This is a genomic window from Brevundimonas sp. SGAir0440 (assembly GCF_005484585.1).
In the GTDB taxonomy this organism is placed as follows: Bacteria; Pseudomonadota; Alphaproteobacteria; order Caulobacterales; family Caulobacteraceae; genus Brevundimonas.
In genome coordinates, this window is record NZ_CP039435.1 from 3,055,027 (window position 1) to 3,081,136 (window position 26,110).

Below are 26,110 nucleotides of genomic sequence, written 5' to 3' on the forward strand. Positions count from 1 at the left end.
TCCTCCCTCTCCTGTTGGGAGAGGGCTTAAGCGCCTGAGAGCCTTCAGACGATCAGACTTGCGCGAAAGGGTGAGGGTCGGACCTCGCCGCAGACGCACGACCCTCACCCTTTTGGCTGGCGCATCGCTGACGCTCTGCGAGCCTCAAGCCCTCTCCCAACGGGAGAGGGAATGCACAGCTAGCCCTCCTACCTATGCACGACGTCCCTGCCCCGTCCGTTGAAATCCCTCGCCTTTCGCGAAATCGACGCCCTCTACCCTATCACGGTTCGGTGCGGCCTTAGACTGGCGGGGCGTCCTGTGTCGGGCGCGGGCGACAGGCCGGGGATGGGATGGACGACGACCACAGCTATGACGACGGCGGGTTCGAGGGGCCGCGCGATCCGTTTTACGATGCGATGACCCAGCAGGCGCTGGATCAGATCCGCATCCTGCGCGAGGCGGGTCTGGAGCAGACGTATCGCGACGCCCTGCATCATGATTCCTCGCCCGAGGCCGAGGCGGCCTTCTGGCGCGCGCACGGCCTGCCGATGCATCTGTTGCGGCTGCCCGATCTGGTCACCTCGGACCCCGCCGCGCGCGCGGCCGACCGGGTGCAGAACCGGGCCTATCGCCGCCTGTCGAAAGAGGCGTGGGAAGCAGCGGGCACGGCCTATCTGGCCGGCTCCACGGCCGAGGAGGTCAGCGCCGTCTATGGCATGGCGGTCAGCACCTTTCGCGCCCGCGCCAAGGACGCGGGCTGGCGGCGCGAGGATCAGCCCGATCCGCTGCGCGAGCCGATCGACCTGGAGGCCGAGACGGCCGACGGCTTGCCCGACTACGGCGCCATGGCGGCCCACGCCCTGGTGCGGCTGAACCGGGCGCTTCAGGCCGGGCGCGCGCTGGAGGCCGCGCGCTGGGTGCGGCTGCACGCCGACCTGACCCGGATGGCGGCCGCCCCGCCCGCACCTTCGTCTGCGCCCCCGCCGAAGCCGCCGGCGCCGCCCCCGGTGCCGGCCAAGGAGCCCGACCTGGGCGAACGCGCCGCCGCCGTCGCCGAACAGGTCGGCCAGATCGCCCGCGAGGCCTGCGCCCTCAAACGCGGCGACTACGCCGGCCGCGACACCCTGATGGCCCGCCTCAAGGCGCTGGACGACCTGAAACCGGCCCCAAGATCAGACGAATTAGACGAAATAGACGGTGTTTTTTCAGGGGCAGTGGCGAGTGGTTAGTGGCGAGTGGCGAGAGCGCCGCTAACCACTCGCCACTAACCACTCGCCACTCTTCGCTCACACCTCCGACGCGATCTTGCGCAGGGCCTCTTCGAACACCGAGGCCGGCTGGCCGCCCGAGATCAGGTATTTGCCCTCGACCACCACGGCCGGGACCGAGGTGATGCCGCGTGCGCGCCACAGGTCCTCGGCCTGGCGCACGGCCTGGGCGTAGCGGCCCGAGGCCAGCACCTCGCCCGCCTCGGCCCGGTCCAGCCCGGCCTTTTCGGCGGCGGTGGTCAGGACCCCGGCGTCGGTCAGGTTCTTGTTCTCGGTGAAGTGGGCGGTGAACAGCGCTTGTTTCAGGGCCTTCTGTTTCTCAGGCGCGGTCTCGTGCGCCCAGTGCAGCAGCCGGTGGGCGTCGAAGGTGTTCCAGATGCGGCTGTCGTCGGTCATGCGCATGTCGAAGCCGACCTCGCCCGCCCGCTCGCGGATCATGGCGCGGTTGGCGGCGGACTGCTCAGGCGAGGCGCCGTATTTGCGGCCGATGTGTTCGACGATGTTCTCGCCCTCGGGCGCGATCTGGGGGTTCAGCTCGAACGGCTGGAAGGCGATGTCGGCGGCGATCCCCTCGTCCTTCAGCGCGTCCAGGGCCGTGTCCAGCCCGCCCAGGCCCACCACGCACCAGGGGCAGACGACGTCGGAGACGAAGTCGATCTTCAGGGTCTTGAGCGGAGCGTTCATGGCGCGGCCTTCTGGAACAGCGGGTGTTGCTTTCCGGATATGGCGACGCTGCGCCGACCGGCAAGGGCTAACCCAGGCTGAAATCCCGGGGCGGACGAATGCGGCGCCAGCGCGCCTCCACGAAGGCGAAGGCGCCGAAGGCCATCAGCCCCGCCGCCGTCAGCCCCAGGATCCACGATCCGCCCGGCTGGGCCTCCAGCGCATCCAGCGCCGCCGCCGTCGTCGTCACCTCGCCCGAGCGTGCATGCAGCCCCGCCAGAACCACGAACACGCCCAAGGGCAGGTAGGCGAACCCGCGCGCCGCATAGCCCGCCCGCGCCAGCGCCGTCGCCGTGCCGCAGAAGGCCTTGGGGCAGGCCAGGGCGTCGTCGAAGTCGTCGCGGATGGCCCTGACGATATTGCCGACGCCGACGCCCAGTACCACCAGCCCCGCTCCGATCAGCAGCACCTCTCCGAACGGCATCCCCAGCAGCATGGCCGCCTTCTCCTGGTTCTCGGCCACGCTCTCGGCTTGGGCGGAGGATGCGCTGGTCGCCTCGCCGAACTCGTCCAGATATTCGAACACCCCCGACGCCAGCACGCCATAGAACAGGCCGCTGACGGCCTGGCCCGCCCGGGTCGTCCACCCCTTCAGGTCCGTCCCTTCATGGTCCGCGTCGAACACCGCCTGCAACACCCGCCAGCCGACGAAGGCCCAAAGCCCCAGCCCCAGCAGCACCAACCAGACCTTGCCGAACGGCTGCTCGGCCAGCCAGCCCGCCGCCCCGCTGGTCCCCACAGCATCGCCGATCCGGTCGGTCGCCGCCAGCAGGGTCAGCGCACCGGCCGACAGGTAAACGAAGCCCCGCGCCCCATAGCCGACCCGCGCCGCCCATTCGATCAGGGTCGCCAGCGGCGGCAGGCGAAGGGTCTTGGCGGCGTTCATGATGTCTCCCACGTCAGGACGCCCTCAACGCGTCGGCCTCGGCAAAAGCTCCGCTTAGACCCTGTGTCGACATCCGACAGACTCCGACGGGCGTATGCCGCTAGGGTTCGCGCCCTTGGGGAGCCGTTCGCTTGAACATCTACGAGTTTCACTTCTTCGACGAGGCGGATCGCCGTCCGATGCTCGACTTCTTCGACGGCGCCGACGATGCGGCGGCGCTGGAAGCCGCGCGGTCTCAACTATCGCGTCACGCCTCCTGCACGGGTGTCGAAGTGCTGGAAGCTGGCCGCCTGGTCGGCCGCGTCACCCGCTGAGCCTCGATCACCCTCTGCCCGATCGCGTACACAACGCGGTAAAGACACGACTTTTCCCCAGAAAGCCGCGTGATATATAGCAACGCTGTGTCGAGTTTCGACAGACGCCACGCTCAGATCGCCTTATGCGCGAACTCATGAACCGCCTCTCGCCTGGCAACCGATTGATCCAAGGGCTGAACCCCGACGATCGCGACGCACTCCTCGCCATCGCCACCCCGGTGGACTTCGCGCCCGGCCATGTGTTCAGCGAGCCTGACGACCCCATCGAACACCTGCATTTCATTGACAGCGGCTTCTGCTCGTCGGTCGCAGTGCTGGAGGACGGCCGGACCGTGGAGACTGTGATGATCGGGCGCGAGGGCGTGCTGGGCGTCGTCGCCTCGGTCGTGCCGCACCATGCCCATACCCGGAGCGTCGCCCAGGTCGCTGGTACGGCCCGCCGGGTGGACGCCGCCAAGTTCCGCGCTCTCTCGGCCCAACGGCCGGGCGTGCGCGACGCCGTCGCCGACTATATGGCGCGGCTTCAGGGCGAGTTGGAGCAATCGGCCGCCTGCAACGCCCTGCACCACGCCGGGCAGCGGTTCGCCAAATGGCTGCTGCGCTGCCACGATCGGGTCGAGGGCGACACCCTGAACCTGACGCAGGAGTATCTGGCCTCCATGCTGGGCTCGCAGCGGACCACGGTGAACGAGGCGGCGCAGGGGCTTCAGAAGGCGGGGGCCATCGCCTATTCGCGCGGCCGGATCACGGTGCTGGATCGCGCCGCCTTGGAGCGGGCGGCATGCGAATGCTACCGCCGGGGCGACGACCTGCAGCCCTAGTCGACCTGGGCGGCCGGCAGTTCGAGCACCGCCTTCAGCCCGCCCATGTCGCTGTCCGACAGCATCAGCCGACCGCCATAGGCGCGCGTCAGGTCGTCCACGATCGACAGGCCCAGGCCCGAACCCGGCGCGCTCTCGTCCAGCCGCGCGCCGCGCTGCATGACCGTGTCGCGCTGATCCGCCGGCAGCCCCGCGCCGTCGTCCTCGACCACCAGGATCATCTGCCCCAGGCCGCTGCCGCCCGCCGAAACGCGCACCCGGCGTTCCGAGAATTTGGCGGCGTTCTCGATCAGATTGCCCAGGATTTCCTGCAAATCCTGACGCTCGCCCAGGAAGGACAGGCTGTCGGGCGCACGCCAGTCGATCTCGACGTTCTTGTCGCGGAACACCTGTTCGATCATGACCGCCAGTTCGTCCAGCACCTCGGCGACGGGCGTGGTCTCGCCCAGACCGTGGGCGGCGCGGGCGGCGGCGCGGGCGCGGCGCAGGTGGTGATCGACCTGGCCCTGCATGATCTTGGTCTGGCGCCGCACCAGTTCGGGCAGATCGCCCTCGCTCGTCCCCGCCTCGGCCAGCATGACCGAGATCGGAGTCTTCAGCGCATGGGCCAGATTGCCGACGTGAGTGCGCTGGCGATCCACGACTTCCTGATTGTGATCCAGCAGGCGGTTCACCTGCTCGGCCAAAGGCTGGATTTCCTGAGGATAGGAGCGGCCGATCCGGGCGGACTTGCCCTTGCGTACGTCCGCGATCTCGTTGCGCAGGTCGAACAGGGGACGCAGGCCGATGCGCACCTGGATGAAGACCGCCGATACCAGTCCGAGGCCCAAGATGAGGAAGGCGATCCAGGTCACGCGCGCGAGCTGGCGCGTGTCGGCGTCGACGTCGGAACGATCCAGCGCGGCGATGAAGATGACCGGATGTTCGTGCCGCGGGATGGACTTCATGCTGGCGGCGACGCGCAGCGGCTCGCGCGTCTCGGCGTCGTCCTTGGGGCCGGTGGTGTTGAAGGTGATGACGTCGCCGAAGGCCGCATCCAGACGCGCGGGCAGGTCAGCGGGCAGAGCCAGGTCATAACGCCACAGCGAGGTCGAACGCGCCAGGCTGACCAGCCGTCCGTCGGGGCGAACCTCCATGATCTGCCAGTATTTGCCCGACAGCAGACGCAGGGTTCTGGCGTCCTGGATTTGCGGAATGGCTTCGCCTTGCGGCGTGCGACTGGCGCCGACCACGATCTCGTCGATCGTCTCGTTCAGCATCGCGCCCAGACGCCGCAGGGCGGATTCCTGAAACGCCTGGGTCAGCACCAGCGCCGAAATCACCAGAGCGACGAGGATCCAGGCCGAGGCCAGCCAGATCAGCCGGCGCGTCAGGGAGCGACCGGGACGACCGAACCAGCGACCCCAGTCGTGGAGCCCGTCGGCATTGGGTTTCGAAGCCGTCGCCTCGGTCACGCCGGGTCGGATTCGCCCGCCAGCGGCGTCAGCCGATAGCCGAGGCCCCGCACGGTCTCGATGCGGTCCGATCCGACCTTCTTGCGCACCCGGCCGATGAAGACGTCAATGGTATTGGAATCGCGGTCGAAGTCCTGATCGTAGAGGTGCTCGACCAGTTCGGTGCGGCTGATGACGCGGCCCTGATGCATCATCATGTAGTGCAGCAGCCGGTATTCCAGCGAGGTCAGGCGCAGGGGCTCGCCATTGACGCTGGCCCGCGCCGCGCGCGGATCCAGCCGCAGGCCGCCGCACGACAGGGTCGCCGAGGCGATGCCAGCCGAACGGCGCAACAGCGCCCGCAGGCGCGCCAGCAGCTCTTCGGTATGGAAGGGCTTGGTCAGATAGTCGTCGGCCCCGGCGTCGAAGCCCGCCACCTTGTCCGACCAGGCGCCGCGCGCCGTCAGGATCAAAACCGGCGTCGTCTTGCCCTCGCGCCGCCAGCGCTCCAGCACCGACACGCCGTCAATCTTGGGCAGGCCCAGATCCAGGACGATGACGTCATAGGGTTCGTTCTCGCCCAGATAATGGGCTTCCTCGCCGTCCGGCGCATGGTCCACGGCATAGCCCGCGTCGCCCAGCGCCGCCTTAAGCTGACGCGACAAATCCGCGTCGTCCTCGACCAGAAGCACGCGCATCAGTTCGGCCTGCGACGTTGATTGTTGTTGTCGGGACGCGCCTGTCCGGTCTGGCCGTCGACCACGACCTCGCGCACGCGTCCGTCGCGTTCGACCAGGACGGAATAGTTGCCGTCGCGGCGCGGTTGGGTGTCGATCGGGCGACCGCCGCCGGCCTCGCCGCCACGACGACGGGCCTCGTCGGGACTGACGCGCGGACCACGGTCCTGCGAGCGCTGATCCTGGTCGCGCGACTGGGCCTGCGCCGACGTCGTCATGACGGGCGCAAAGGCCAGACCGAGAGCCAGAGCCAAAGCCGGAGGGGCGATCAGGAGAGGGGCGGGTTTACGAAACATGGCGACCGATCTAGTCCCGATCATCTGAACGGGCGCTGAATACGTCGTATAGTTTAAAGCGAACGCTGCTCCAAACCGGAGACCAAATCCGAAGACGGCGGCGTGACGTCCTTTTCATCCAGATGAACCGAACCTGATCGATCCTGTTCAGAACCGGCTCAGTCGCCGGGTGCTCAAATGCCTTCATCGCTGGTCACCCCGACCGGCAGAACATTTGAGGAGATCGCCATGCGCAAGCTCATCGTCCCCGCCATCGCCCTGGTCGCCGCCTCGGTCGCCGCGCCGTCCTTCGCCCAGTCCTACCACCGCCCGGCCCCGCCCCATCACGCGAGCTATGGCTCGTGGCAGTCGATCAACGCCCGCCAGGCCAACCTGGATCGCCGCATCGATCAGGGCGTCCGCAACGGCCAACTGAGCCGCCGCGAAGCCACCCGTCTGCGCGGAGAGTTCAACAGCCTGCTGCGCCTGGAGGCCAACTACCGCCGCGGCGGCCTGACCGCCTGGGAGCGCCAGGACCTGGACCGTCGCTTCGACCGCCTCTCGGCCCAGATCCGCTACGAACGCCGCGATTACGACAACCGTCGCGGCTGATCATCTCGACGAAGACAGTTGGAAGCGCGGCCGCAAGGCCGCGCTTTTCTTATTTGATCTGAAGCCGCACGGCCGGGGCTGCGCGGCGCATCCTGAAGCGCGTCCCTGCATTGGAAAGTCCGCCCGCCGGCCCTTCACACGTCGCCCGCGCTGCGACCGACCCAGCTTCTCTGTTTTATGAATCCTTTAGGTCGGCGGCCCGGACTCGCATCGCGCCATTATGCCGCCCGGTGGTCTGTTCCCGCTCGAACTTGAGCGAGGAGGCCGGATTGGCCGATGTGATTTTTCTGGCGGTGGGTGCGGGGGCGTTCGCCGTCTTCGCCTTGCTGGCCACAGCGTTGAAACGGGTATGACGATGATCGCCATGCTCTGGGGGGCGGGGGCGCTGGTCGTCGCCGTTTATATGGTCGCGGCGCTGCTGCGACCCGAGCGGTTCTGAGGAACCGGGACGGATTTCATGAACATGCAAGGATGGGGCGAGATCGCCCTGACCCTTGGGCTGGCCGTAATGCTCGGCTGGCCCATCGGCGTTTATATGTCGCGCGTCTGGAATGGCGAGCGGACCTGGCTGGACCCGGTGCTGAAGCCGGTCGAGGCCGTCTTCTACGGCGCCGCCGGCGTCGATCCGAAACGCAGCCAGGGCTGGCTGGGATACGCCGGCGCCCTGTTGGCCTTCAACCTGGCGGGCTTTGTCCTGCTGTATGCGATCCTGCGTCTGCAGGGCGTGCTGCCGCTGAACCCGCAAGGGTTCGCGGGCGTGTCGCCGCATCTGGCCTTCAACACCGCCGTCAGCTTCGTGACCAACACCAACTGGCAGAGCTATGGCGGGGAAGCGACGCTCTCGACCTTCACCCAGATGGTCGGGCTGACGGTGCAGAACTTCGTCTCGGCGGCGACGGGCGCGACGATCGCAGCGGCCCTGGCGCGCGCCTTCGTGGCCAATCGCGGCGAGGGGGTCGGCAACTTCTGGGCCGATCTGACACGCACGACCCTGTACGTCCTGCTGCCCGCCGCCCTGATCCTGGCCGTGGCCCTGTCGGGTCTAGGCATCGTCCAGAGCCTGGCGGCCCATGTGATGGCGACCGGCGTCGAGGGCGGATCCCAGACCTTGCCGCTGTTCCCGGCGGCCAGCCAGGTGGCGATCAAACAGCTGGGCATCAACGGCGGCGGCGTCTTCAACGTCAACGGCGCCCATCCGTTCGAGAACCCGAACGCCATCACCAATCTGCTGACTGCCGTGGCGATCAACGTCATGGGCTGGGCGGCCTTCTTCGCCTTCGGCCGTACCGCCATGGCAGGACGCGACATCCGCGCCCTGGCGGCGGCCGCCCTGATCCTGCTGAGCGCCGCCAGCGCGGCCATGTATGTGATCGAGACCCAGCCGGCCCCCGCCCTGGTCGCGGCCCAGGTCGACGCCTCGGTCAATATGGAGGGCAAGGAGGTCCGCTTTGGCGCGCCGGCCTCGACCGTCTGGTCCGTGGTCACCACCGGCGCCTCGAACGGCTCGGTCAACGCCATGCACGCCAGCTTCATGCCCTTGGGCGGCGGGTTGCAGATGTTCCTGATGCAGTTGGGCGAGATCCTGCCCGGCGGGATCGGATCGGGCATCGCCATCATGGTGGTCATGGCCCTGCTGTCGGTCTTCGTCGCCGGCCTGATGGTCGGGCGCACCCCCGAGTATCTGGGCAAGAAGATCGAGGCGCGCGAGATCCAGTTCGCCATGATCGCGGTGCTGATCCTGCCGCTGGCCATCCTGGGTTTCACCGCCGTGTCGGCCGTCTTCCCGACGGCGCTGGCGGGCCTGCTGAACAAGGGGCCGCACGGCCTGTCGGAGATCCTCTACGCCTACACCTCGGCGGCGGCGAACAACGGCTCGGCCTTTGCGGGCCTGACCGCCAACGCCCCCTGGTGGAACACGACCCTGGGTCTGGGGATGCTGTTCGGGCGGTTCATTCCGGCCGTCGCCGTTTTGGCCATCGCCGGCAGTCTGGTGGCCAAGCCCAAGCTGGCGCCCAGCCCCGGCACCCTGCCGACCGACAATGGCCTGTTCATCGGCCTGCTGATCGGCGTGATCCTCATCCTTGGCGGCCTGCAGTTCCTGCCCGCCCTCGCCCTGGGACCGATCGTCGAGCACTTCCAGGTGCTTGCGGCGGTCGCCGGCGCCTGATCCTTCGGACATCCTGACATGACACAAATAACTCTGGATCCGCGCGAGGGCGGCCGTGCGTCGCCTCTCGCGGGCGGCCTCTCGGGACAGATGATCGGACGCGCCGTCGGCGACGCCTTCGTCAAGCTGAACCCCGTCAAGCTGGTCAACAACCCAGTCATCTTCACCACCTGGATCGTGGCGCTGCTGTCCACGCTCTCGGCGGCGGCGGCCATCGCGGGCGGTCAGTCGGCGGGCTTTGCGGTGCAACTGGCGCTGTGGCTGTGGGCCACGGTTCTGTTCGCCAATGTCGCCGAGAGCATCGCCGAAGGGCGCGGCAAGGCGGCGGCCGATTCCTTGCGCGCCACCCGCGTCACCACCAAGGCCAAGCTGATCGTCGATCCGAAGACCGGCAGCGTGGTCCCGACCAACGCCTCGGAGCTTGAAGTCGGATCGATCATCCTTGTCGAGGCCGGCGACGTGATCGCCTCGGACGGCGAGATCGTCGAGGGCGTCGCCTCGGTCAATGAGGCCGCCATCACCGGCGAGAGCGCCCCGGTGATCCGCGAAAGCGGCGGCGACCGTTCCGCCGTCACCGGCGGCACGACCGTCGTCTCGGACTGGATCAAGGTGCGCATCACCGCCAAGCCCGGCTCGACCTTCCTCGATCGCATGATCGCCATGGTCGAGGGCGCGGATCGCAGAAAGACGCCGAACGAGCTGGCCCTGGCCGTGCTGCTGGCCGGCCTGACGCTTATCTTCCTGATCGCGGTCGTGACCCTGGTGGGCCTGGGCGCCTATTCCGGCGTCGATCTGGATCCGATGGTGCTGGGCGCTCTGTTCATCACCCTGATCCCGACCACGATCGGGGGCCTGCTGTCCGCCGTCGGCATCGCCGGCATGGACCGGTTGCTGAAGGTGAACGTACTGGCCACCTCGGGCCGTGCGGTGGAGGCGGCAGGCGACGTCGACACCCTGCTGCTCGACAAGACCGGCACCATCACCTTCGGCAACCGCATGGCGACCGAGGTCATCCCGGTTCCCGGCGTGCGCCCCGAGGCCGCCCTGGCAGCCGCCGTCATGGCGTCGCTCGCCGACGAAACGCCCGAGGGCCGCTCCATCGTCGAGCTGGGCCGCAACGCCGGCGTCTCGGTCGATCAGCCCGCCGGCGCCGTCGCCATTCCCTTCACCGCCGTCACCCGCCAGTCGGGCCTGGACGTCGGCAAGGACAGTTGGAGGAAGGGCGCGGTCGATGCGGTGCTGAAGGATCTGAACCTGACCGACGGCGCGGCCCCGGCCGAGTTCCGCCAGGCCGTCGACCGGATCGCCCGCTCGGGCGGCACGCCCCTGGCCGTGACCCAGAATGGCGTCCTGGTCGGCGTCATTCACCTGAAGGACGTGGTCAAGCCGGGCGTGAAGGCGCGCTTCGCCGACCTGCGCCGCATGGGCCTGCGCACCGTCATGATCACCGGCGACAATCCGGTGACCGCCGCCGCCATCGCTTCGGAGGCCGGGGTGGACGACTACCTCGCCGAGGCGACGCCCGAGGACAAGATGCGCCTGATCAAGGCCGAACAGGCCAAGGGTCGCCTTGTCGCCATGTGCGGCGACGGCGCCAACGACGCCCCGGCCCTGGCCCAGGCCGATGTCGGCGTGGCCATGCAGACCGGCGCCCAGGCCGCACGCGAGGCCGGCAACATGGTCGATCTGGACAGCGACCCCACCAAGGTCATCGAGATCGTCGAGGTCGGCAAGCAACTGCTGATCACGCGCGGCGCCCTGACGACCTTCTCGGTCGCCAACGACGTGGCCAAATATTTCGCCATCATCCCGGCGATGTTCGTGTTGGCCCTGCCATCGCTCGGCGCGCTGAACGTCATGCGTCTGCACAGCCCCGAGAGCGCCATCCTGTCGGCGGTGATCTTCAACGCCCTGGTCATCGTCGCCCTGATCCCGCTGGCGCTGAAGGGCGTCAAATACCGGGCCATCGGCGCCGGCGCGCTTCTGGGTCGCAACCTGCTGATCTACGGCCTGGGCGGCCTGATCGCCCCGTTCGTCGGCATCAAGCTGATCGACCTGCTCATCTCCGGCCTGGGTCTGGCGTGATGCGTCGGGAGGTCTCTCGCATCCTGCAACTCGTCGTGGCGGTGCTGGTCATCGCCGTGATGTGGGGCGTGGCGACGCTGCAGCAGACCAATCCGCGCACGCGCTCCAACCCCATGGCCATTCATCCTGTTCGAATAGAGAAATCCAATGCGTAAATCCTTCTCCAAGGCCTCGGGCCGCAACGACGCCTGGTTCGCCGCCGCCTGTATCGTCGGCCTCGCCGGTCTGGGCCTGTGCAGCGAAGCCAAGGCCCAGGACGTGTCGGCGAACGTCGCCGTCACCTCCGACTACGTCTTCCGCGGGGTCAGCCAGACCCAGGAAAACCCCGCCCTCTCGGCCGGCGTCGATCTGACCAGGAACGGCTTCTACGCCGGCGGCTGGGCCTCCAACGTCGATTTCGGCGACGACACGGACGCCGAGGTCGATCTTTATGCCGGCTATCGGCCCGAGGTCGCCGGCTATGCGCTGGACTTTGGCGTGATCGGCTATCTCTACGCCGGTCAGCCCGACGGCGCCGACTATGACTATGTCGAGTTCAAAGCCGCCGCCTCGCGCGCTTTTGGCCCCGCGACCCTGGGCGCCGCCGTCTATTATTCGCCCGACTTCTTCGGCGCGGCCGAGGACGAGGCGACCTATGCCGAGGTCAACGGCGCGGTCAGCCCGGCCGACAAATGGACCGTCTCGGGCGCCGTCGGGCGTCAGTGGGTGTCGTCGGACCTGGACTACACCACCTGGAACCTGGGCGCGGCCTATCAGCTGACCGACACTCTGGCGCTGGACCTGCGCTATCACGACACCGACCAACACGACTTCGGCGACATCTACGGCGCGCGCGCCGTAGCCACGCTGAAGGCGACCTTCTGAGGCGACGACCATGGTCAACCAACTTCGCCCGGCCCTCGTCATGACGGCCCTGTTCACCCTGCTGCTGGGCCTGGCCTATCCGCTGGCCGTCACCGGGATCGCTCAGGTCGCCTTCCCGGACCAGGCCAACGGCAGCCTGGTGCGCGACGCCAGCGGGCGGGTCGTCGGCTCGTCCCTGATCGGCCAGCCCTTCGTCGGCGCCACCTATCTGCATCCGCGCCCGTCGGCGGCGGGCGACGGCTATGACGCCGCCGCCTCGTCCGGCTCCAACATGGGGCCGCTGAACCCGGACCTGATCGCGCGCGTCGCCGAAAGCGCCCAGACGATCCGCGCAGAGGACGGCCCAGGCGTCATCCCGGCCGATGCGGTGACGACCTCGGGTTCGGGCCTCGACCCGGACGTGTCCCCGGCCTACGCTCGGCTTCAGGCCGCGCGGATCGCCCGCGCCAGAGGCGTTCCCGTGCAACAGGTCCAGAGCATCATCGACGCGCACATCGAGGGGGCCTTCCTGGGCTTCATCGGCCAGCCGCACGTCAATGTCCTGCTGACCAATCGCGCGCTGGACGCCCGATTCGGGGCGGGGGGCTGATTGCCCCAAACGGCGCCCGAAACGCCCGCGACTTCAGCCGTTCCGCGCCGCAAGCGCGGGCGGCTGAAGGTGTTTCTGGGCATGTCGCCCGGCGTGGGCAAGACCTATGAAATGCTGCGCGCCGCACGCCGTCGAAAGGCCGAGGGGCTGGACGTCGTCGTCGGCGTGGTCGAGACCCACGGCCGCAAGGAGACGATGAGCCTGCTGCGCGGGCTGGACGTCATGCCGCGGGCGCCCATCGAACACCGCGACCGCGCCCTGATGGAGTTCGACCTCGACGGCGCCTTGGCGCGACGGCCCGAACTGCTGCTGGTCGACGAATACGCCCATTCCAATGCGCCCGGCTCGCGCCATCCCAAGCGCTGGCAGGATGTGGAGGAGCTGCGCGACGCCGGCATCGACGTCTGGACCACGCTGAACATCCAGCATCTGGAAAGCCTGTCCGACGTCATCCTGCGCATCACCGGCGTGCGCCAGCGCGAGGCGGTGCCCGATAGCGCCCTGACCGGCGCCGACGACATCGAGGTCATCGACATCACGCCCGAAGACCTGCGGGCGCGTCTAGCCGAGGGCAAGGTCTATGTGCCCGAAACGGCGCGGGTGGCCTCCGAGAACTTCTTCAAGATAGAGAATCTGACGGCGTTGCGCGAACTGGCCCTGCGGCGCGCGGCCCAGACGGTGGACGACCAGCTTCTGACCCACCTGCGCGAGCGAGGCGTGTCGGGGCCGTGGGCGGCGAACGAGCGGATCCTGGTTCTGGTTGGCGGCGACGCCATGACCGCCTCCCTGGTTCGGACCGGTCGGCGGATGTCGGACATGATGATGGACGCCCCCTGGTCGGTCGCCCATGTCGAGCGGCCCAGCGGATCGCGCGCCGACGCGCGGTCGGCGGGACGGTTGTCCGAGGCCTTCAAGCTGGCCGAGCAGCTGGGCGGACGGCCCGTGACGATCAGCGGCGATGACGTCGTGCGCGCCGTTCTGGACCACGCCCACCGCAACAATGTCACCCAGATCGTCATCGGCAAGACGCGCGGCGGGCGCTTCGCCGAATGGACCGGCCGGGCGCTGGCGACCGAACTGCTACGCAAGGCGCAGGGCGTCGCCGTCCACGTCGTGACCGAGGGCGATCTGGCTGCCCCCGAACCCGCGTCCAAGTCGGGCGTCCGGGCGGCGCTGGACTGGCGCGGTTATCCGGCCGGGGCGGGGTTCGTCCTGGCGGCGACGGGGGCGGCCCTGTTGCTCGATACCCGGTTCGAGCGGGTCGATTTGGGCGTCATCTATCTGGCGGCGGTGGTGGCGGCCGGGGTGCTGAACGGTCTGCGGCCTGCGCTGGCGGCGGCGACCCTGGCCTTTTTGACTTACAACTTCCTGTTCCTGCAGCCGCGCTACAGCTTCCTGATCGGTTCGCCGACCGACTTTTTGACGCTGCTCCTGTTCTGGGGTGTGGCCCTGGGCACCGGCGCCCTGGCGGGGCGAGTGCGCGAACAGGCCAGAGCCGCCCAGCGCCGCGCCGCCGCCGTCTCGGCCCTGTTGGCCGCCAGCCAGACCCTGTCGGCCGGCCAGGATCGCGCGACCACGGCCCGCAGCCTGGCCGAACAGGCCTCGGCCGCCGCCGGCGCGGGCGCCGTCGTCCTGCTGCCCGACGGCGAGGACATCGTCCTGGCCGCGGCCAGTCCCGAAGGCGTGACCCTGGCCTCCGACGCCATGGCCGCCGCCCGCTGGGCCTGGACCCACGGCGAGGTGACGGGACACGGCACCGGCACCCTGCCGCAGACCCACTGGCGGTTTCAGCCGCTGCAGGGCGTGCGCGGCCGGGCCGGCGTGGCGGGCGTCGACGCCTCGGCCGTGGCGGCGGGCTCGGACGAGGAACGTCTGGCCATGGCTCTGCTGGACCAGGGCGCCGTGGCGCTGGAGCGCGCCGATCTGGCCGGTCAGGCGCTAGAGACCGAGACCCTGCGCCGCGCCGACCGTTTTCGCGCCGCCTTGATGAACTCGGTCAGTCACGACCTGCGCACGCCCCTGTCCACCGTCCTGGGCTCGGCGACGACCCTGATCGACTATGGCGCGACCCTCAAACCCGAGGTCCGCGACGACCTGCTGCTTAGCATCCGCGAAGAAGCCGAACGCCTGTCGCGCTATGTCGGCGACTTGTTGGACATGACCCGGCTGGAGGGTGGCGGCCTGAACGTGCGCACCGACTGGACCGATGTGCGCGACATCCTGAACACCGCCGCCGACCGGGTGTCGCGCCGCCTGGGCCAACGCAAGGTCACGCGCGATTTTCCGGCTCAGCTCAGCATGGTCGAGGCCGATCCGGGCCTGCTGGAACAGGCCGTGGTCAACATCCTGGAAAACGCCATCGCCTACAGCCCCGACGGCACGACCATCGAACTGGCGGCCTATGAGGATCGCAGCGCGGTCGTCATCTCCATCGAGGACGAGGGACGCGGCATCCCGACCGCCGAGCTGGAACGGGTGTTCGACAAGTTCCGCCGCATGGAAGAATCCACCGACCGCGCCAAGGGGGCAGGTCTTGGTCTCGCCATCGCCAAGGGCTTCGTCGAGGCCATGCGCGGCCGTATCGCCGCCGCCAGCCCGATCCAGGACGACGCCGACGGCAAACGCGGCACCCGCATCCTGATCAGCCTGCCCAAGTCCATCGCCACCCACCCGGATCTGCTGTGATGTCCGCCGTTCGCCCCCAGGTTCTGGTCATCGACGACGAGCCGCAGATCCACCGCTTTCTGGCCCCCGCCCTGGACGCCGCCGGCTATGAACCGCGCCGCGCCGACAGCGGTCAGGAGGGCCTGCGCGCCATCGCCCTGTGGAGTCCGGACGCCGTAGTTCTGGACCTCGGCCTGCCCGACATGGACGGCAAGGACGTCCTGACGCGGGCGCGCGACTTCTATCAGGGGCCGATCATCGTTCTGTCCGCTCGCGACCGCGAGGCCGAAAAGATCACGGCCCTGGACCTCGGCGCCAACGACTACGTGGAAAAGCCGTTCGGCGTCGGCGAACTGCTGGCCCGCATCCGCGCCGGTCTGCGTCAGGGCGCGCTGACGCCGGTCGCGGGCGGAGTGGTCACGGCCGGCGATGTCGTCATCGACCTGGACCGCCGCATCGTCACCCGCGCCGGCGAGCGGGTGAAGCTGCGCCCCAAGGAATACGACGTCCTGGCCTACCTCGCCCGCAACGCCGGCAAGGTCCTGGGTCACGCCGACCTGCTCAAGACCATCTGGGGCGCCGGCCACGCCGACGACGTGCAGTATCTCCGCGTCGTCGTCGGCCAACTCCGTCACAAGCTCGAGGCCGACCCGGCTCAGCCCGTTCTTCTCGTGACCGAACCGGGCGTAGGCTATCGGCTGGCGGACTGAGCCCTTCGACGAGAGGGTTCGGCTGTCTTTTGAGATGCAGCCTCATAATGGCCGGCGCGTTGTCTGCGAAACCCATGTATAATCCAGGCCCCCTCCCCCCGATCGTCTTTCACCCGGCCTACAGCGCCGAACTGCCATCGGGTCATCGCTTTCCGATGCAGAAGTATGCGCGCCTGGTGGAGGTGCTGAGAGAGGAAGGGCTGATCGGACCGGAGGGGCTGTGGGAGCCCGAACCTGCGGACTATTCACTACTCGCCGCCGTGCATGACCCCGACTATGTGCGCCAGGTCCTGGACGCCCGCGTTCCGCCGAAGGTCGAGCGGGTCATCGGCCTGCCCATCACCCAAAGCGTTGTCAAACGCACGCAGACCGCCGTCGGCGGCACGCTGACGGCGGCCCGTCTCGCCCTACGCCATGGCCTCGCCTGCAACACGGCCGGCGGCAGCCATCATGCCGGCCCCATGGGCGGCGCCGGCTTCTGCGTCTTCAACGACATCGGCGTCGCCGCGCGAGCCCTGATCGATAATGGCGAAGTCGGACAGGTCCTGGTCGTCGATCTGGACGTCCATCAGGGCGATGGAACCGCCTTCATCTTCGAGCACGAGCCCCGCGTCTTCACCTTCTCCATGCATGGCGAAAAGAACTTTCCGGTGCGCAGGGGGCCCAGTGATCTGGATATCGACCTGCCCGACGGAACCGGCGACGCAGCCTATGTCGCTAGGCTCAAAGCCGTTCTGCCCGACCTGCTTCGACGCGTTGCGCCGGATCTCGTCTTCTACATCGCCGGCGTCGATCCGCACGAAAGCGACCGGCTTGGGCGGCTGTCGCTGAGCGACGCGGGCTTGGCTGAGCGCGACGCCTATGTGCTGGAAACCTGTCTGGCGGTCGCGCCGGTCGTCGGCGTCATCGGCGGTGGATACGACCACGACATTGATCGTCTGGCGCGCCGCCATGCGACACTCCACCGCGCGGCCGCCCAGGCCTGGCGGCGCAGTCTGGCCCGGCGGGAGGCTTGATCGTGGCAGACCCGGCGCCGCTCATCATCACCGCAGCCCTGGACGACGGCGCCTTCGACTGGTTCGACGGCTTGCGCCAGGCGCACTTTCCCCGCCACCGCAACGTCGTCCCGGCCCATCTGACCCTGTTCCACGCCCTCCCCGGCGCGCAGGAAGACTTCGTGTTGGAGACGCTGAAGTCTGCGTGTCGGCGACAGGCGCCCATCCGTCTCGATGTGCGCGGCCCGTGGTCCCTGGGGCGCGGCGTGGCCTACCGCCTGGCGTCCGCCGATCTGGACCGACTGCGTGGACAACTCGCGGATGCCTTTTCGCCCTGGCTGACCCGCCAGGATCAGGCCCCGTTCCGACCGCACATCACGGTCCAGAACAAGGTTGAGCCCGCAGACGCCAAACAGCTGCTTGAGCAGCTTCAGCTAGAGTTCGAGCCGTTCGACATTCTCGCTGACGGCCTGCTCGTCTGGCGCTACCTGGGCGGCCCGTGGGAAGTGGTCGACAAGATCCCGTTCAAGGGCAAACCGACATTTGACGACTAAAATGCACCGACAGTGCGTGTTCATACAATTTAAGACCAAGCATCGTAACTAGCTGAATCGGCACTTTCTAAAGTACTTAATTCAATTCAGAGCCAACCTAAGACTTTCATTCACTCAGTTTTCCGTCATCGCGCCGTTGTCAGACATTCATGCTGCGCCGAAAAACCGTCATTTGGACATCGGCCTTCGTCACCACCCTGCACGTATGCGACTACGCTATCAGAGCCTCACGTCAGCTCAGACAGGTGCAAACCTCGGTTCGGCCCAGCCAGCATGGAAACAATCCTCTGATCCCCTTTGAGTAACTTGATCGCGAAGCGGTAGCGTTCCGCGCCGACGTCAGTGGTAGGGACGGACCTGGACATCGGGGGGCGGCTCAGCGTCAGCAGCGGACTTTTTTTGGGAACACGGATTTCAACGTCGAATCTTGAAGGAAAATAATATACCCCAAGTTGTGAACTGATGACATGCTTCCAGATCTGGAGGAGTGGCTCATGATCAACGCCATGGCCGAAGGGCTTGCGAAATCGAAGGAGACGACAGGTGTCTCAGAAGACTTCGATCGCGACTGGATGATCCACGCCGTCGAGTCGATGCTGCGCCAAGCGTTTCCAACCCTCATTGTCGTCCGCGCCGGGGCGTCCATCTATTTCAACGACGCATGTCGCGCTTTGCTGCCCCTGTCGGCGGTGCAGGGCGGGGTATTCTCTGAAATGGCGCCCTCGTTATCGACGCAACTTGCAGCAACTGTAGCCAAAGCTTGGGGCGGGGATGCAGGAACGGCGGACGATATCAAGATTCATATCGACCGACCCGAGGGTGCTCGAGAGGTGTGGGTGACTGCCGCTGTCACCCCTATTGCTCGAAACGGCAAGGTTCACGCTGTGCTTTGTGTTCTTCGCGACGTCACCGAAGAAAGAAGTCTAAGAGCGCGTCTGCTGACCGCGGAGTCCACTCTCGATTCTTTGGCGAGGCTTGCTCCCCTGTTGCTGTGGCGTTTGGATAGCCGCGGTGTAATCCGATGGATGAATGAGCGGTGTCGGACGTATCTAGGTGCTGATCTGCGCCAAGCGCGGACAGACGGATGGATGGACTGGCTGCACCCCGCTGAGAGAGACCGTATCATCGCCGACTGGGGTCGCGCTCTCACCTTGGCCAGACCCTTCGAAAGCCGGCATCGACTTCGCAGCGCGGACGGCGCTTACCGCTGGTTCACTGTACAGACGCTTCCCCAGTTCGACGCGGGCGGGGAGTTGTCCGGATGGCACTCGGCGGCTGTGGAAGCGCTGGATGCTGAGACAATCGCGCCCGAACGCCGCTTGCTCTGGACCGTCGATGTCTCCGATTGGACTCGTCGCTTCCTCAACATCGACACCCAGGCCGCCTGGTCCAGTGATCGCCCCTCCGTCATGGCTTGGAGCGATCAACTCGCTGCGGTCCTGGAGGAGGATCGCCCCGCGTTCCGGGCCGCACTCGAGACGCTTATGACAGGCAGGTCCACGGAGGCTGCCTATCGTGTGCGTGACAAGAGCGGGAGCCTGCTGTCGGTCGAGGACACGGCCTTCCCGTTGATCGAGGCGGACGGAACCATCAGTCGGTTCGTCGGCGAGTCCCGGATCCGCACCCAAGCTGGCAGGGCGGTTCTGTTCATCGATCCTGCTCGTCGGGGTTGTCAGGTGCGTCGCGCGCTCGAGCGAGAGGAGATTCGCGTGGATGTAGCCGGCGCGCTGGATCAGACGCTCAGGACACGCACCGGCGTCCAAACCGTCGTCTATTGTTCCGACTCGACCGTCGTGGACATTCTGCGAGTGACCGAGGTGGTTGGTCGCGAACTGCCAGATACGCCGCTGGTCATACTGGGGGATCCGCTGGCCACGCCGCGCGAAATTATCGCCCTTCACAACGCTGGGGTCGCAGACCTGCTGTCCTATGCAGATAGCGATGACACCAATGTTTGCGCCATTTTAGCGCACTGCAAATTGACTACAATAGACAATGACTTATCCCTACCTAGTAGACCTACCAAGCAGGCCTTGGCACGGTTGTCCCGCCGTGAACAAGAGATCCTGGAACTGGCGGTTGAAGGCGGTACGTCCAAGACGATCGGACGGGCGTTGGGGATCAGCCCCAGGACCGTGGATTACCATCGCGGCAAGGCGCTTGATAAGCTCGGTTTGAAGTCGGTCAGCCAGGCGGCTGACCTTTTCACCCCCGCTCCGGTCCGACTCCAGCGCCGATACTAAGCACGCAAAGTATGTCCCTCGCGCAAGCGCCAGGGAATCGCAAACACGTCACGATTGTGTCGAAGCCCGCATTAGCCTCTCTGTTCGGGAGCCGTCGATGAGCTCCCGCCGCTGGGAGGATCACGATGCACACCCGCCCGACGACCGACCGACGGCCGTCTATCAGCAGCGCCACTTTGGCCACGCGCCTGCTGGTCGCCGCCGTCTACGCCCTGGGCGTGATCGCCCCCTTGGGTCTTTTCACCGTGGCCGGCCCCGCTAGGGCGCAGACGAGCATCGTCGATGTGTGCACAGGCGTGGCCCTGCCGCGCTCAGCGGTGACGGAGATCATGCGCCCGGTGATCACCGGGATCGCCACCCCTCTGGAGACGTCGATCAACGGTCTGCTCTCGGTCCTCGCGCCGCGTCTCAATCTGAACGCGACCACCCTTCTGAACAACGCGGCCAGCGGTCAGGATATTCGCTTGGGCGTCCTCGATGTGAACGGCAATGTCGTCAATGCGCCGGACGCCTGCATCAATCAGGCCGACGCCTTCACCCTGGCGGACGAGCAGGGGATTTCGATCGGTGGCAATCGCATCACCGGCTTGGGATCCGGCGGCGCCGTGGCCATCGCCGGCGAACTGAACTCCATCGCCTTTGGCAACGGCGCCCTGACGGCCGCCACGGCGGTCGATGCGATTGCGCTCGGCCGCGAAGCGGAGATTCTGGGCGGGGCCTCGGGCTCCATCGCTCTGGGCGCGGACGCGTCCGTGGCGGTCGCCAACAGCCTGGCCCTCGGCGCCAACAGCGCCGCCCTGCGCGGCGCCTTGGCGAACTATGCCGCCCTGGGGCTTTCGACGCCGCAGACCTCCGTTGGCGAGGTGTCCTTCGGCGCGGTCGGAGCGGAGCGCCAACTGACCAACATCGCGGCCGGTTCGGCTTTGACCGACGCGGTCAATGTCGGTCAGCTTCAGGGCGTCTCCACGAGCCTTCAGGCCCTGGCAGACCTGGCCGTCACCTATGACGACGCCACGGCCGCCACCCTGACCTTGGGCGGGACAGGAGGCACGCGCATCACCAATCTTTCGCCGGGCCTTCTGGCCCTCGGCTCCGCCGACGCCGTCACCGGCGGCCAGCTGTTCGGCTTGGGCTCGAGCCTGGCGGCCGAGATCGGCGGCAGCACCGTTTTCAACCCCGCCACCAGCACGATCGACATCGGCCTCACCTATGACGGTGTCATCTACGGCAGCGTCCAGGAGGCGCTGGACGCTATCTTCACGACACCCGGCGGCGGGACGCCCTTCCTGTCGGTAAACTCTAGCCTCGGCGGCGCCTTGGCCGGCGGACTGAACTCGACCGCCGTCGGCCCCGCCGCCTCAGCCAGCGCCGACAACAGCGTCGCCCTGGGCGCATCCAGCACGGCCGACCGGGGAGCCCTGATCGGCTATGCCGCCCTCGGCTTGGATGCGGTTCAGACGTCGGCGGGCGAGGTCTCGATCGGGGTTGCGGGCGGCGAGCGTCAGCTGACGAACGTCGCGGCCGGCTCGGCTCTCACCGACGCGGTCAATGTCGGCCAGCTGTTGGGCGTCTCCGATGACCTGCAGGCCCTGGCCGACATCGCCGTCGCCTATGACGACCCCACGGCGTCCAGCCTGACGCTGGCCGGCATCGGCGGCACGGTCATCGCCAATGTGGCGGCGGGCGACCTCAGCGCCGGCTCCACCCAGGCCGTCAACGGCGACCAGCTGTTCGCCACAAACACCCAGGTCGGCTTGAACACCACAGCCATCACCAACCTCACGACGGACCTCGGCGTCCTGTCCGACACGGCGGTCATGTATGACGATTTGCTGGCCGGTCGCGTGACCCTGGCTGGCGTAGACGGCACCGTGATCGGCAATGTCGCCGCCGGCGCCCTGTCGGCGACGTCGACCGAGGCCGTCAACGGATCTCAGCTTTTCGCCACCAACACTCAGGTCGGCATCAACACCACGGCGATCACCAATCTTACGACCGACCTCGGCGCCCTGTCCGACACGGCCGTGATGTATGATGATCTGCTGGCCGGTCGCGTGACCCTGGCCGGCGTCGATGGCACCGTCATCGGCAATGTCGCCGCCGGCACCCTGTCGTCCACGTCCACAGAAGCCGTCAATGGCGCCCAGCTGTTCGCCACAAATGCCCAGGTCAGGATCAACACCAATGCCATCACCAATCTGACGACGAACCTTGGCGAACTGTCCGACACCGCCGTCATGTACGACGATCTTCTGGCAGGCCGCGTCACCCTGGCCGGCGTGGACGGCACCGTCATCGGCAACGTCGCCGCCGGCGCGCTTTCGGCGACGTCGAGCGAGGCCGTCAACGGCGCACAGCTGTTCGCCACCAATACCCAGGTGGGCATCAACACGACGGCGATCGCCGACATCGCCGCCGTCTCGGCGCTGGCGGTCGTCTACGACGATCCCAGCTTCGACACCCTGACGCTGGCGGGCGCTGCGGGCACCACGATCAGCAATGTCGCGGCCGGGAACTTGAGCGCGGGCTCGACCGACGCCGTCAACGGCGCCCAGCTGTTCGCGACCAACGCTCAGGTCGCAGACAACACCGCTGACATCATCACCAACACGACGGCCATCACCACCATCACCAACAACCTGAACAATGGCGCGATCGGCGTGGTTCAGTATTCGAACGCCGCAAACCCCACGGTTCCCAACGGCGGCGTGGCGACCAATGACGTGACCCTTGTCGGCGCCCTGACCGATCCGGTCGGTCTGCATAATGTCGCCGCCGGTCTGATCGCCTCGGGGTCCGCCGACGCCGTCAACGGCGGCCAGGCCTTTGCGCTCGGCCAGAGCCTCGCAACCAGCTTCGGCGGCGGCTCGATTTTCAACCCGCTGACCAACACCCTGGACGTCGCCATCATCTACCAAGGCGTCCAATACGCCAGCATCCAGGCCTTCCTGAACGCCCTGTCGGCGGCTCCGGTCGGGGGCGGGTCGAGCGTCTATCTGGCCGTCAATTCGAACCTGGCGCCGGCGACCGCTCAAGGTCAGGACGGCGTCGCCGTCGGCCCAGAAGCCCAGGCCAACGCCGACAACAGCATTGCCCTTGGCGCAGGCAGTGTCGCCGATCGCGCCGCCCAGACCGACTATGCGGCGCTGGGCGTCACGGGCCTTCAATCGTCGGTCGGTTCGGTCTCATTCGGCTCGGCTGGCGCCGAACGGCAGCTGACCAACATCGCTGCGGGCACGGCCGCGACGGACGCCGTCAATGTCGCCCAGTTGCAAGGCGTCTCCGACAGAGTGGACGCCCTGGCCGGGACCGCCGTTTCTTACGACACGACCACCCGCGACACCCTGACTCTGGCCGGCGCCAACGGTACGACCATCACCAATGTCGCCGCAGGACAGGTCAATGCGACCTCGACAGACGCCGTCAACGGATCGCAGCTGCACGCGACCAACACTCAGGTCGCGCTCAACACCACGGCGATCACCAATCTGACGAACAACATCGCCAACGGCAGCCTGGGCCCCGTTCAATATAGCGACAGCGACGACCCCGAGACCCCGAACGGCGGCGTGCGCTCCGACGACCTTACCCTGGTCGGCGCCAGCGGCGGCGCGGTGGGTCTGCACAATGTCGCCAACGGCCGGATCGCCGCCGGCTCGACCGACGCCGTCAACGGCGGCCAGATCTACGAGCTGGCCTTCGCGGCGACCAATGCGGTCCAGTACGACACGGACGCGAATGGTGCACGCACGAACAGCATCACCTTCCAGGGCGGCGACGTCTCGGCGCCGGTGACGCTGAACAATGTCGCGGCCGGCGCGGTGACGGCCACCTCCACGCAAGCCGTCAACGGATCGCAGCTCTTCCAGACCAACCAGGCCGTCGCAACGGCCCAGGCTACGGCCGACAACGCCCTGGCCCTGGGTCAGAACTCGCTCCAGTACGCCGACCAGGGTCAGACCCGCGTCGTCCTGGGTCGCAGCAACGGGCCGGCGGTCACCGTCAGCAATGTCGCCGCCGGGGTCGCCGACACCGACGCCGTCAATATGCTGCAGCTTCGGGAGAGCATGAACGAAGCGATCCAGCAGTCGAACACCTACACCGACATGCGGCTGGCGGCGGTCAACTACAACGTCCAGGAGGTGCGAAAGCTGGCTTTCGCCGGCACGGCGGGGGCTTTGGCGGCGGCCGGGATGCCGCAGATCGCCGAGCGCGGCAAGTCGATGTTCGCGGTCGGCTACGGCACCTACGAAGGCCAATCGGCCATGGCGATGGGCTACTCCCGCGCCCTGGGCGACGGCTCCATGGTCTTCCGGGCCGGCGCGACCTTCGACACCCAGAACCATGTCGGCGCGAACGCCGGCATCGGCTGGAGGTTCTAAACCGGAGTGGGGGAGCTAAACCTCCCGCTGCCTTCAGGCCCAAGATGGATCAAGCCCGATATGCAGACCTCCCCTTCTGCCACAATGAGCGATGACGATTTTGAGGAGATGAAGCCGCGTTTCATTGCTGCGGGCGACAGACTGACGGGTCTGCAACTGTTGGATCTGGCTGACTGTTATCACACGATGCTCAGGCAAAGACGCGCCATCTGCGCACGTCATCCCTCGCTTGCGCCGACTGCGGTCTTGGGTATCGCAGACGAGCGTCGGACGTTCTGAACCCCTGCCGCTTATCGAAAGCCGCCGTCTCTGGTCAGTCGCAACCGGCGCTTCTGAGGCCGCCTGCTATGATGGCGACTCCACATTCGTCGGCCTGCGTGTCAGGGTTCGGCCGGGAGGACCGACTGATGGCGACACGCAAGACCCTCATCAGATCGCGCGCCGGCGTTCGCCTGCAACGCATCGAGCATCTGGCCCGGCAGCAGGTGGTCCAGTCGTCCTGGCGGCTTTCGACCCTGCGCCAAAACCCGCCACGCTCATTTGCCGATGAGATGGAAGCGGAGGACGCCTTCGACATGGAGGTCATCGCTTCGCTGACCGATCCCATCATCATGGACATGCAGCGTCGCGGACTGATCGACTGACATGGCGGCCAAGCTGAAGGTCTTCACCTGGTCCGACGGCTTCCATGCCTTCACCGTCGCCACAAGCTCGCGACCCAAGGCTTTGGAAGCCTGGGGCTCAAAGCAAGATCTGTTCGCAACCGGCCTGGCGAGCCAGCTTTCCGGCGGACCGGATTACGAGGCCGCCCTAGCCTCTCCTGGCGAGGTCATCGAGCGCGGGCTTGCGATCGATGTCGGCAAGATCGGCAAGGCGAAACCCGCGAAACCTCGGGGACCATCCAAGGCGAAGGCCGCCAAAATCGAAAAGCTGCAGGCGGCGCTAGCCGATCTGGATCAACGCCATCAGGCGGTAAGGGCTGATTTCGAAGAACAACAGGCCACGCTGAATCAGGCGCGTCAGGAGGCGGAGACGACCTATGAGGCGGAGCGCAAATCCCTGGCTGCGGCTCTGAAAAAGGCCAGAGCCTGATGTGCAACCTGTACCGCCAACGCTCCGGCCCCCAAGCCATATTGGATGCGGCGAACGCCATGCGGTCGACTGTCGGCAACCTCGCGCCAAGCGACCTCTATCCCGACTATCCCGCGCCGATCGTGCGCTGGGAGGGCGCAGAGCGCATTCTGGCTTCGGCGCGCTGGGGCATGCCGTCATCCCAGAAGATGATCTTCGACAATGCCACAAAGCGCGCCGACAAGTTGCGCGCAAAAGGCGGCGAAGTCGACTTCCAGAAGATCCTCGAGTTCGAACCCGACAGCGGCACGACCAACGTCCGCAACACCAGCTCCGGCCATTGGCGCCCATATCTGTCGCCGGCATCTCGATGCCTGGTGCCTTTCACCGCCTTCAGCGAACCGGGCCGGGACGCGGCCGGAAAATACCGGCCCGTCTGGTTCAAGCTCGCGGGAGACGAACCCGAGCCGCTCGCCTTCTTCGCCGGCATCCACCTCCAGGCCCACACGAGCGTCCGCAAGATCAAGACCGGCATGGAGACGATCGACGTCTTCGCCTTTCTGACGACCGAACCTAACGCCGAGGTCGGCGCGGTTCACCCCAAGGCCATGCCGGTGATCCTGACGCAGTCCGACGAGATCGAGGCCTGGATGACGGCGCCGTGGGAGACGGCCAAGGCGCTGCAGCGCCCGCTGCCCGACGGCGCTTTGTCAGTTATCGACGCCTAGGCCA

24 protein-coding genes are annotated in these 26,110 nt (G+C 67.1%); 19 read left to right on the plus strand and 5 right to left on the minus strand.

What is annotated here, in order from left to right; all coding sequences use genetic code 11:
• Positions 1-332: 332 nt before the first annotated feature.
• Positions 333-1,211 carry a hypothetical protein gene (locus tag E7T10_RS15090; protein WP_137722428.1) on the plus strand — a complete coding sequence of 293 codons (879 nt, stop codon included), beginning with the start codon at positions 333-335 and terminating at the stop codon, positions 1,209-1,211.
• A gap of 57 nt (positions 1,212-1,268) precedes the next feature.
• Here the strand turns inward: E7T10_RS15090 and E7T10_RS15095 are convergent, their stop codons facing one another.
• Positions 1,269-1,934 (minus strand): DsbA family oxidoreductase, encoded by a 666-nt coding sequence (locus tag E7T10_RS15095; protein WP_137722429.1) that lies wholly within the window; start codon positions 1,932-1,934, stop codon positions 1,269-1,271.
• A 67-nt stretch (positions 1,935-2,001) separates the two neighbouring features.
• A complete protein-coding gene (locus tag E7T10_RS15100; protein WP_137722430.1) occupies positions 2,002-2,859 on the minus strand; it encodes a DUF1206 domain-containing protein in 858 nt (285 codons plus the stop codon).
• A gap of 131 nt (positions 2,860-2,990) precedes the next feature.
• Between E7T10_RS15100 and E7T10_RS15105 the strand changes: the two genes are divergently transcribed.
• Positions 2,991-3,173 carry a hypothetical protein gene (locus tag E7T10_RS15105; protein ID WP_045811576.1) on the plus strand — a complete coding sequence of 61 codons (183 nt, stop codon included), beginning with the start codon at positions 2,991-2,993 and terminating at the stop codon, positions 3,171-3,173.
• Positions 3,174-3,298: 125 nt separating this feature from the next.
• Positions 3,299-3,997, plus strand: a complete 699-nt coding sequence (locus E7T10_RS15110) for a Crp/Fnr family transcriptional regulator (protein ID WP_137722431.1) — start codon at positions 3,299-3,301, stop codon at positions 3,995-3,997.
• On the opposite strand, the gene E7T10_RS15115 is transcribed toward E7T10_RS15110, so the two are convergent.
• From E7T10_RS15115 to E7T10_RS15125, 3 genes are read right to left on the minus strand one after another with little or no spacing between them, the layout of a single operon-like run.
• Positions 3,994-5,451 (minus strand): sensor histidine kinase, encoded by a 1,458-nt coding sequence (locus E7T10_RS15115; protein WP_137722432.1) that lies wholly within the window; start codon positions 5,449-5,451, stop codon positions 3,994-3,996. The two genes, E7T10_RS15110 and E7T10_RS15115, sit on opposite strands and share 4 nt — an antisense overlap.
• Positions 5,448-6,128 carry a response regulator transcription factor gene (locus E7T10_RS15120; protein WP_137722433.1) on the minus strand — a complete coding sequence of 227 codons (681 nt, stop codon included), beginning with the start codon at positions 6,126-6,128 and terminating at the stop codon, positions 5,448-5,450. The genes E7T10_RS15115 and E7T10_RS15120 overlap by 4 nt, the downstream gene beginning before the upstream one ends.
• On the minus strand, positions 6,128-6,463 hold the full coding sequence (locus tag E7T10_RS15125; protein WP_055806585.1) for a hypothetical protein: 336 nt from the start codon (positions 6,461-6,463) through the stop codon (positions 6,128-6,130). Before E7T10_RS15125 ends, E7T10_RS15120 begins: the two co-directional genes overlap by 1 nt.
• A gap of 228 nt (positions 6,464-6,691) precedes the next feature.
• Here E7T10_RS15125 and E7T10_RS15130 point away from each other — a divergent pair, with 228 nt between their 5' ends.
• The 16 genes from E7T10_RS15130 to E7T10_RS15200 all read left to right on the plus strand — a co-directional run bounded on the left by E7T10_RS15130 (position 6,692) and on the right by E7T10_RS15200 (position 26,106).
• Positions 6,692-7,054: a hypothetical protein gene (locus tag E7T10_RS15130; protein ID WP_137722434.1), complete on the plus strand. Its 363-nt coding sequence runs from the start codon at positions 6,692-6,694 to the stop codon at positions 7,052-7,054.
• A 349-nt stretch (positions 7,055-7,403) separates the two neighbouring features.
• Positions 7,404-7,493, plus strand: a complete 90-nt coding sequence (locus E7T10_RS15135) for a potassium-transporting ATPase subunit F (RefSeq protein WP_105625212.1) — start codon at positions 7,404-7,406, stop codon at positions 7,491-7,493.
• Positions 7,494-7,511: 18 nt separating this feature from the next.
• On the plus strand, positions 7,512-9,221 hold the full coding sequence (gene kdpA, locus E7T10_RS15140; RefSeq protein WP_137722435.1) for a potassium-transporting ATPase subunit KdpA: 1,710 nt from the start codon (positions 7,512-7,514) through the stop codon (positions 9,219-9,221).
• An 18-nt stretch (positions 9,222-9,239) separates the two neighbouring features.
• Complete coding sequence (gene kdpB, locus E7T10_RS15145; protein ID WP_137722436.1) at positions 9,240-11,306, plus strand: potassium-transporting ATPase subunit KdpB; 2,067 nt, start codon at positions 9,240-9,242, stop codon at positions 11,304-11,306.
• Positions 11,306-11,461 carry a hypothetical protein gene (locus E7T10_RS15820; RefSeq protein ID WP_168189964.1) on the plus strand — a complete coding sequence of 52 codons (156 nt, stop codon included), beginning with the start codon at positions 11,306-11,308 and terminating at the stop codon, positions 11,459-11,461. The genes kdpB and E7T10_RS15820 overlap by 1 nt, the downstream gene beginning before the upstream one ends.
• Positions 11,454-12,170 carry a TorF family putative porin gene (locus E7T10_RS15150; RefSeq protein ID WP_137722437.1) on the plus strand — a complete coding sequence of 239 codons (717 nt, stop codon included), beginning with the start codon at positions 11,454-11,456 and terminating at the stop codon, positions 12,168-12,170. Before E7T10_RS15820 ends, E7T10_RS15150 begins: the two co-directional genes overlap by 8 nt.
• A gap of 10 nt (positions 12,171-12,180) precedes the next feature.
• Positions 12,181-12,759: a K(+)-transporting ATPase subunit C gene (kdpC, locus tag E7T10_RS15155; protein WP_137722438.1), complete on the plus strand. Its 579-nt coding sequence runs from the start codon at positions 12,181-12,183 to the stop codon at positions 12,757-12,759.
• A complete protein-coding gene (locus E7T10_RS15160) occupies positions 12,760-15,444 on the plus strand; it encodes a sensor histidine kinase KdpD (RefSeq protein WP_137722439.1) in 2,685 nt (894 codons plus the stop codon).
• Positions 15,444-16,133: a response regulator gene (locus E7T10_RS15165; RefSeq protein WP_039246385.1), complete on the plus strand. Its 690-nt coding sequence runs from the start codon at positions 15,444-15,446 to the stop codon at positions 16,131-16,133. Before E7T10_RS15160 ends, E7T10_RS15165 begins: the two co-directional genes overlap by 1 nt.
• Before the next feature lie 74 nt (positions 16,134-16,207).
• Entirely contained in the window at positions 16,208-17,149 is a 942-nt protein-coding gene (locus E7T10_RS15170) for a histone deacetylase (RefSeq protein WP_137722440.1), read from the plus strand.
• Between the two features lie 2 nt (positions 17,150-17,151).
• Positions 17,152-17,682 (plus strand): 2'-5' RNA ligase family protein, encoded by a 531-nt coding sequence (locus tag E7T10_RS15175; RefSeq protein WP_137722441.1) that lies wholly within the window; start codon positions 17,152-17,154, stop codon positions 17,680-17,682.
• Between the two features lie 494 nt (positions 17,683-18,176).
• On the plus strand, positions 18,177-19,925 hold the full coding sequence (locus E7T10_RS15180) for a PAS domain-containing protein (protein WP_168189965.1): 1,749 nt from the start codon (positions 18,177-18,179) through the stop codon (positions 19,923-19,925).
• A gap of 125 nt (positions 19,926-20,050) precedes the next feature.
• A complete protein-coding gene (locus E7T10_RS15185) occupies positions 20,051-24,307 on the plus strand; it encodes a YadA-like family protein (protein ID WP_137722443.1) in 4,257 nt (1,418 codons plus the stop codon).
• 407 nt (positions 24,308-24,714) lie between these two features.
• Positions 24,715-24,951, plus strand: a complete 237-nt coding sequence (locus E7T10_RS15190; RefSeq protein ID WP_039247177.1) for a hypothetical protein — start codon at positions 24,715-24,717, stop codon at positions 24,949-24,951.
• Between the two features lies 1 nt (position 24,952).
• The gene (locus tag E7T10_RS15195) at positions 24,953-25,399 is read left to right on the plus strand and encodes a hypothetical protein (protein WP_137722444.1); all 447 of its coding nucleotides are present in this window, start codon (positions 24,953-24,955) and stop codon (positions 25,397-25,399) included.
• Positions 25,399-26,106, plus strand: coding sequence for an SOS response-associated peptidase (locus E7T10_RS15200; RefSeq protein WP_137722445.1), 708 nt, complete (start codon positions 25,399-25,401; stop codon positions 26,104-26,106). Before E7T10_RS15195 ends, E7T10_RS15200 begins: the two co-directional genes overlap by 1 nt.
• Positions 26,107-26,110: the final 4 nt, after the last annotated feature.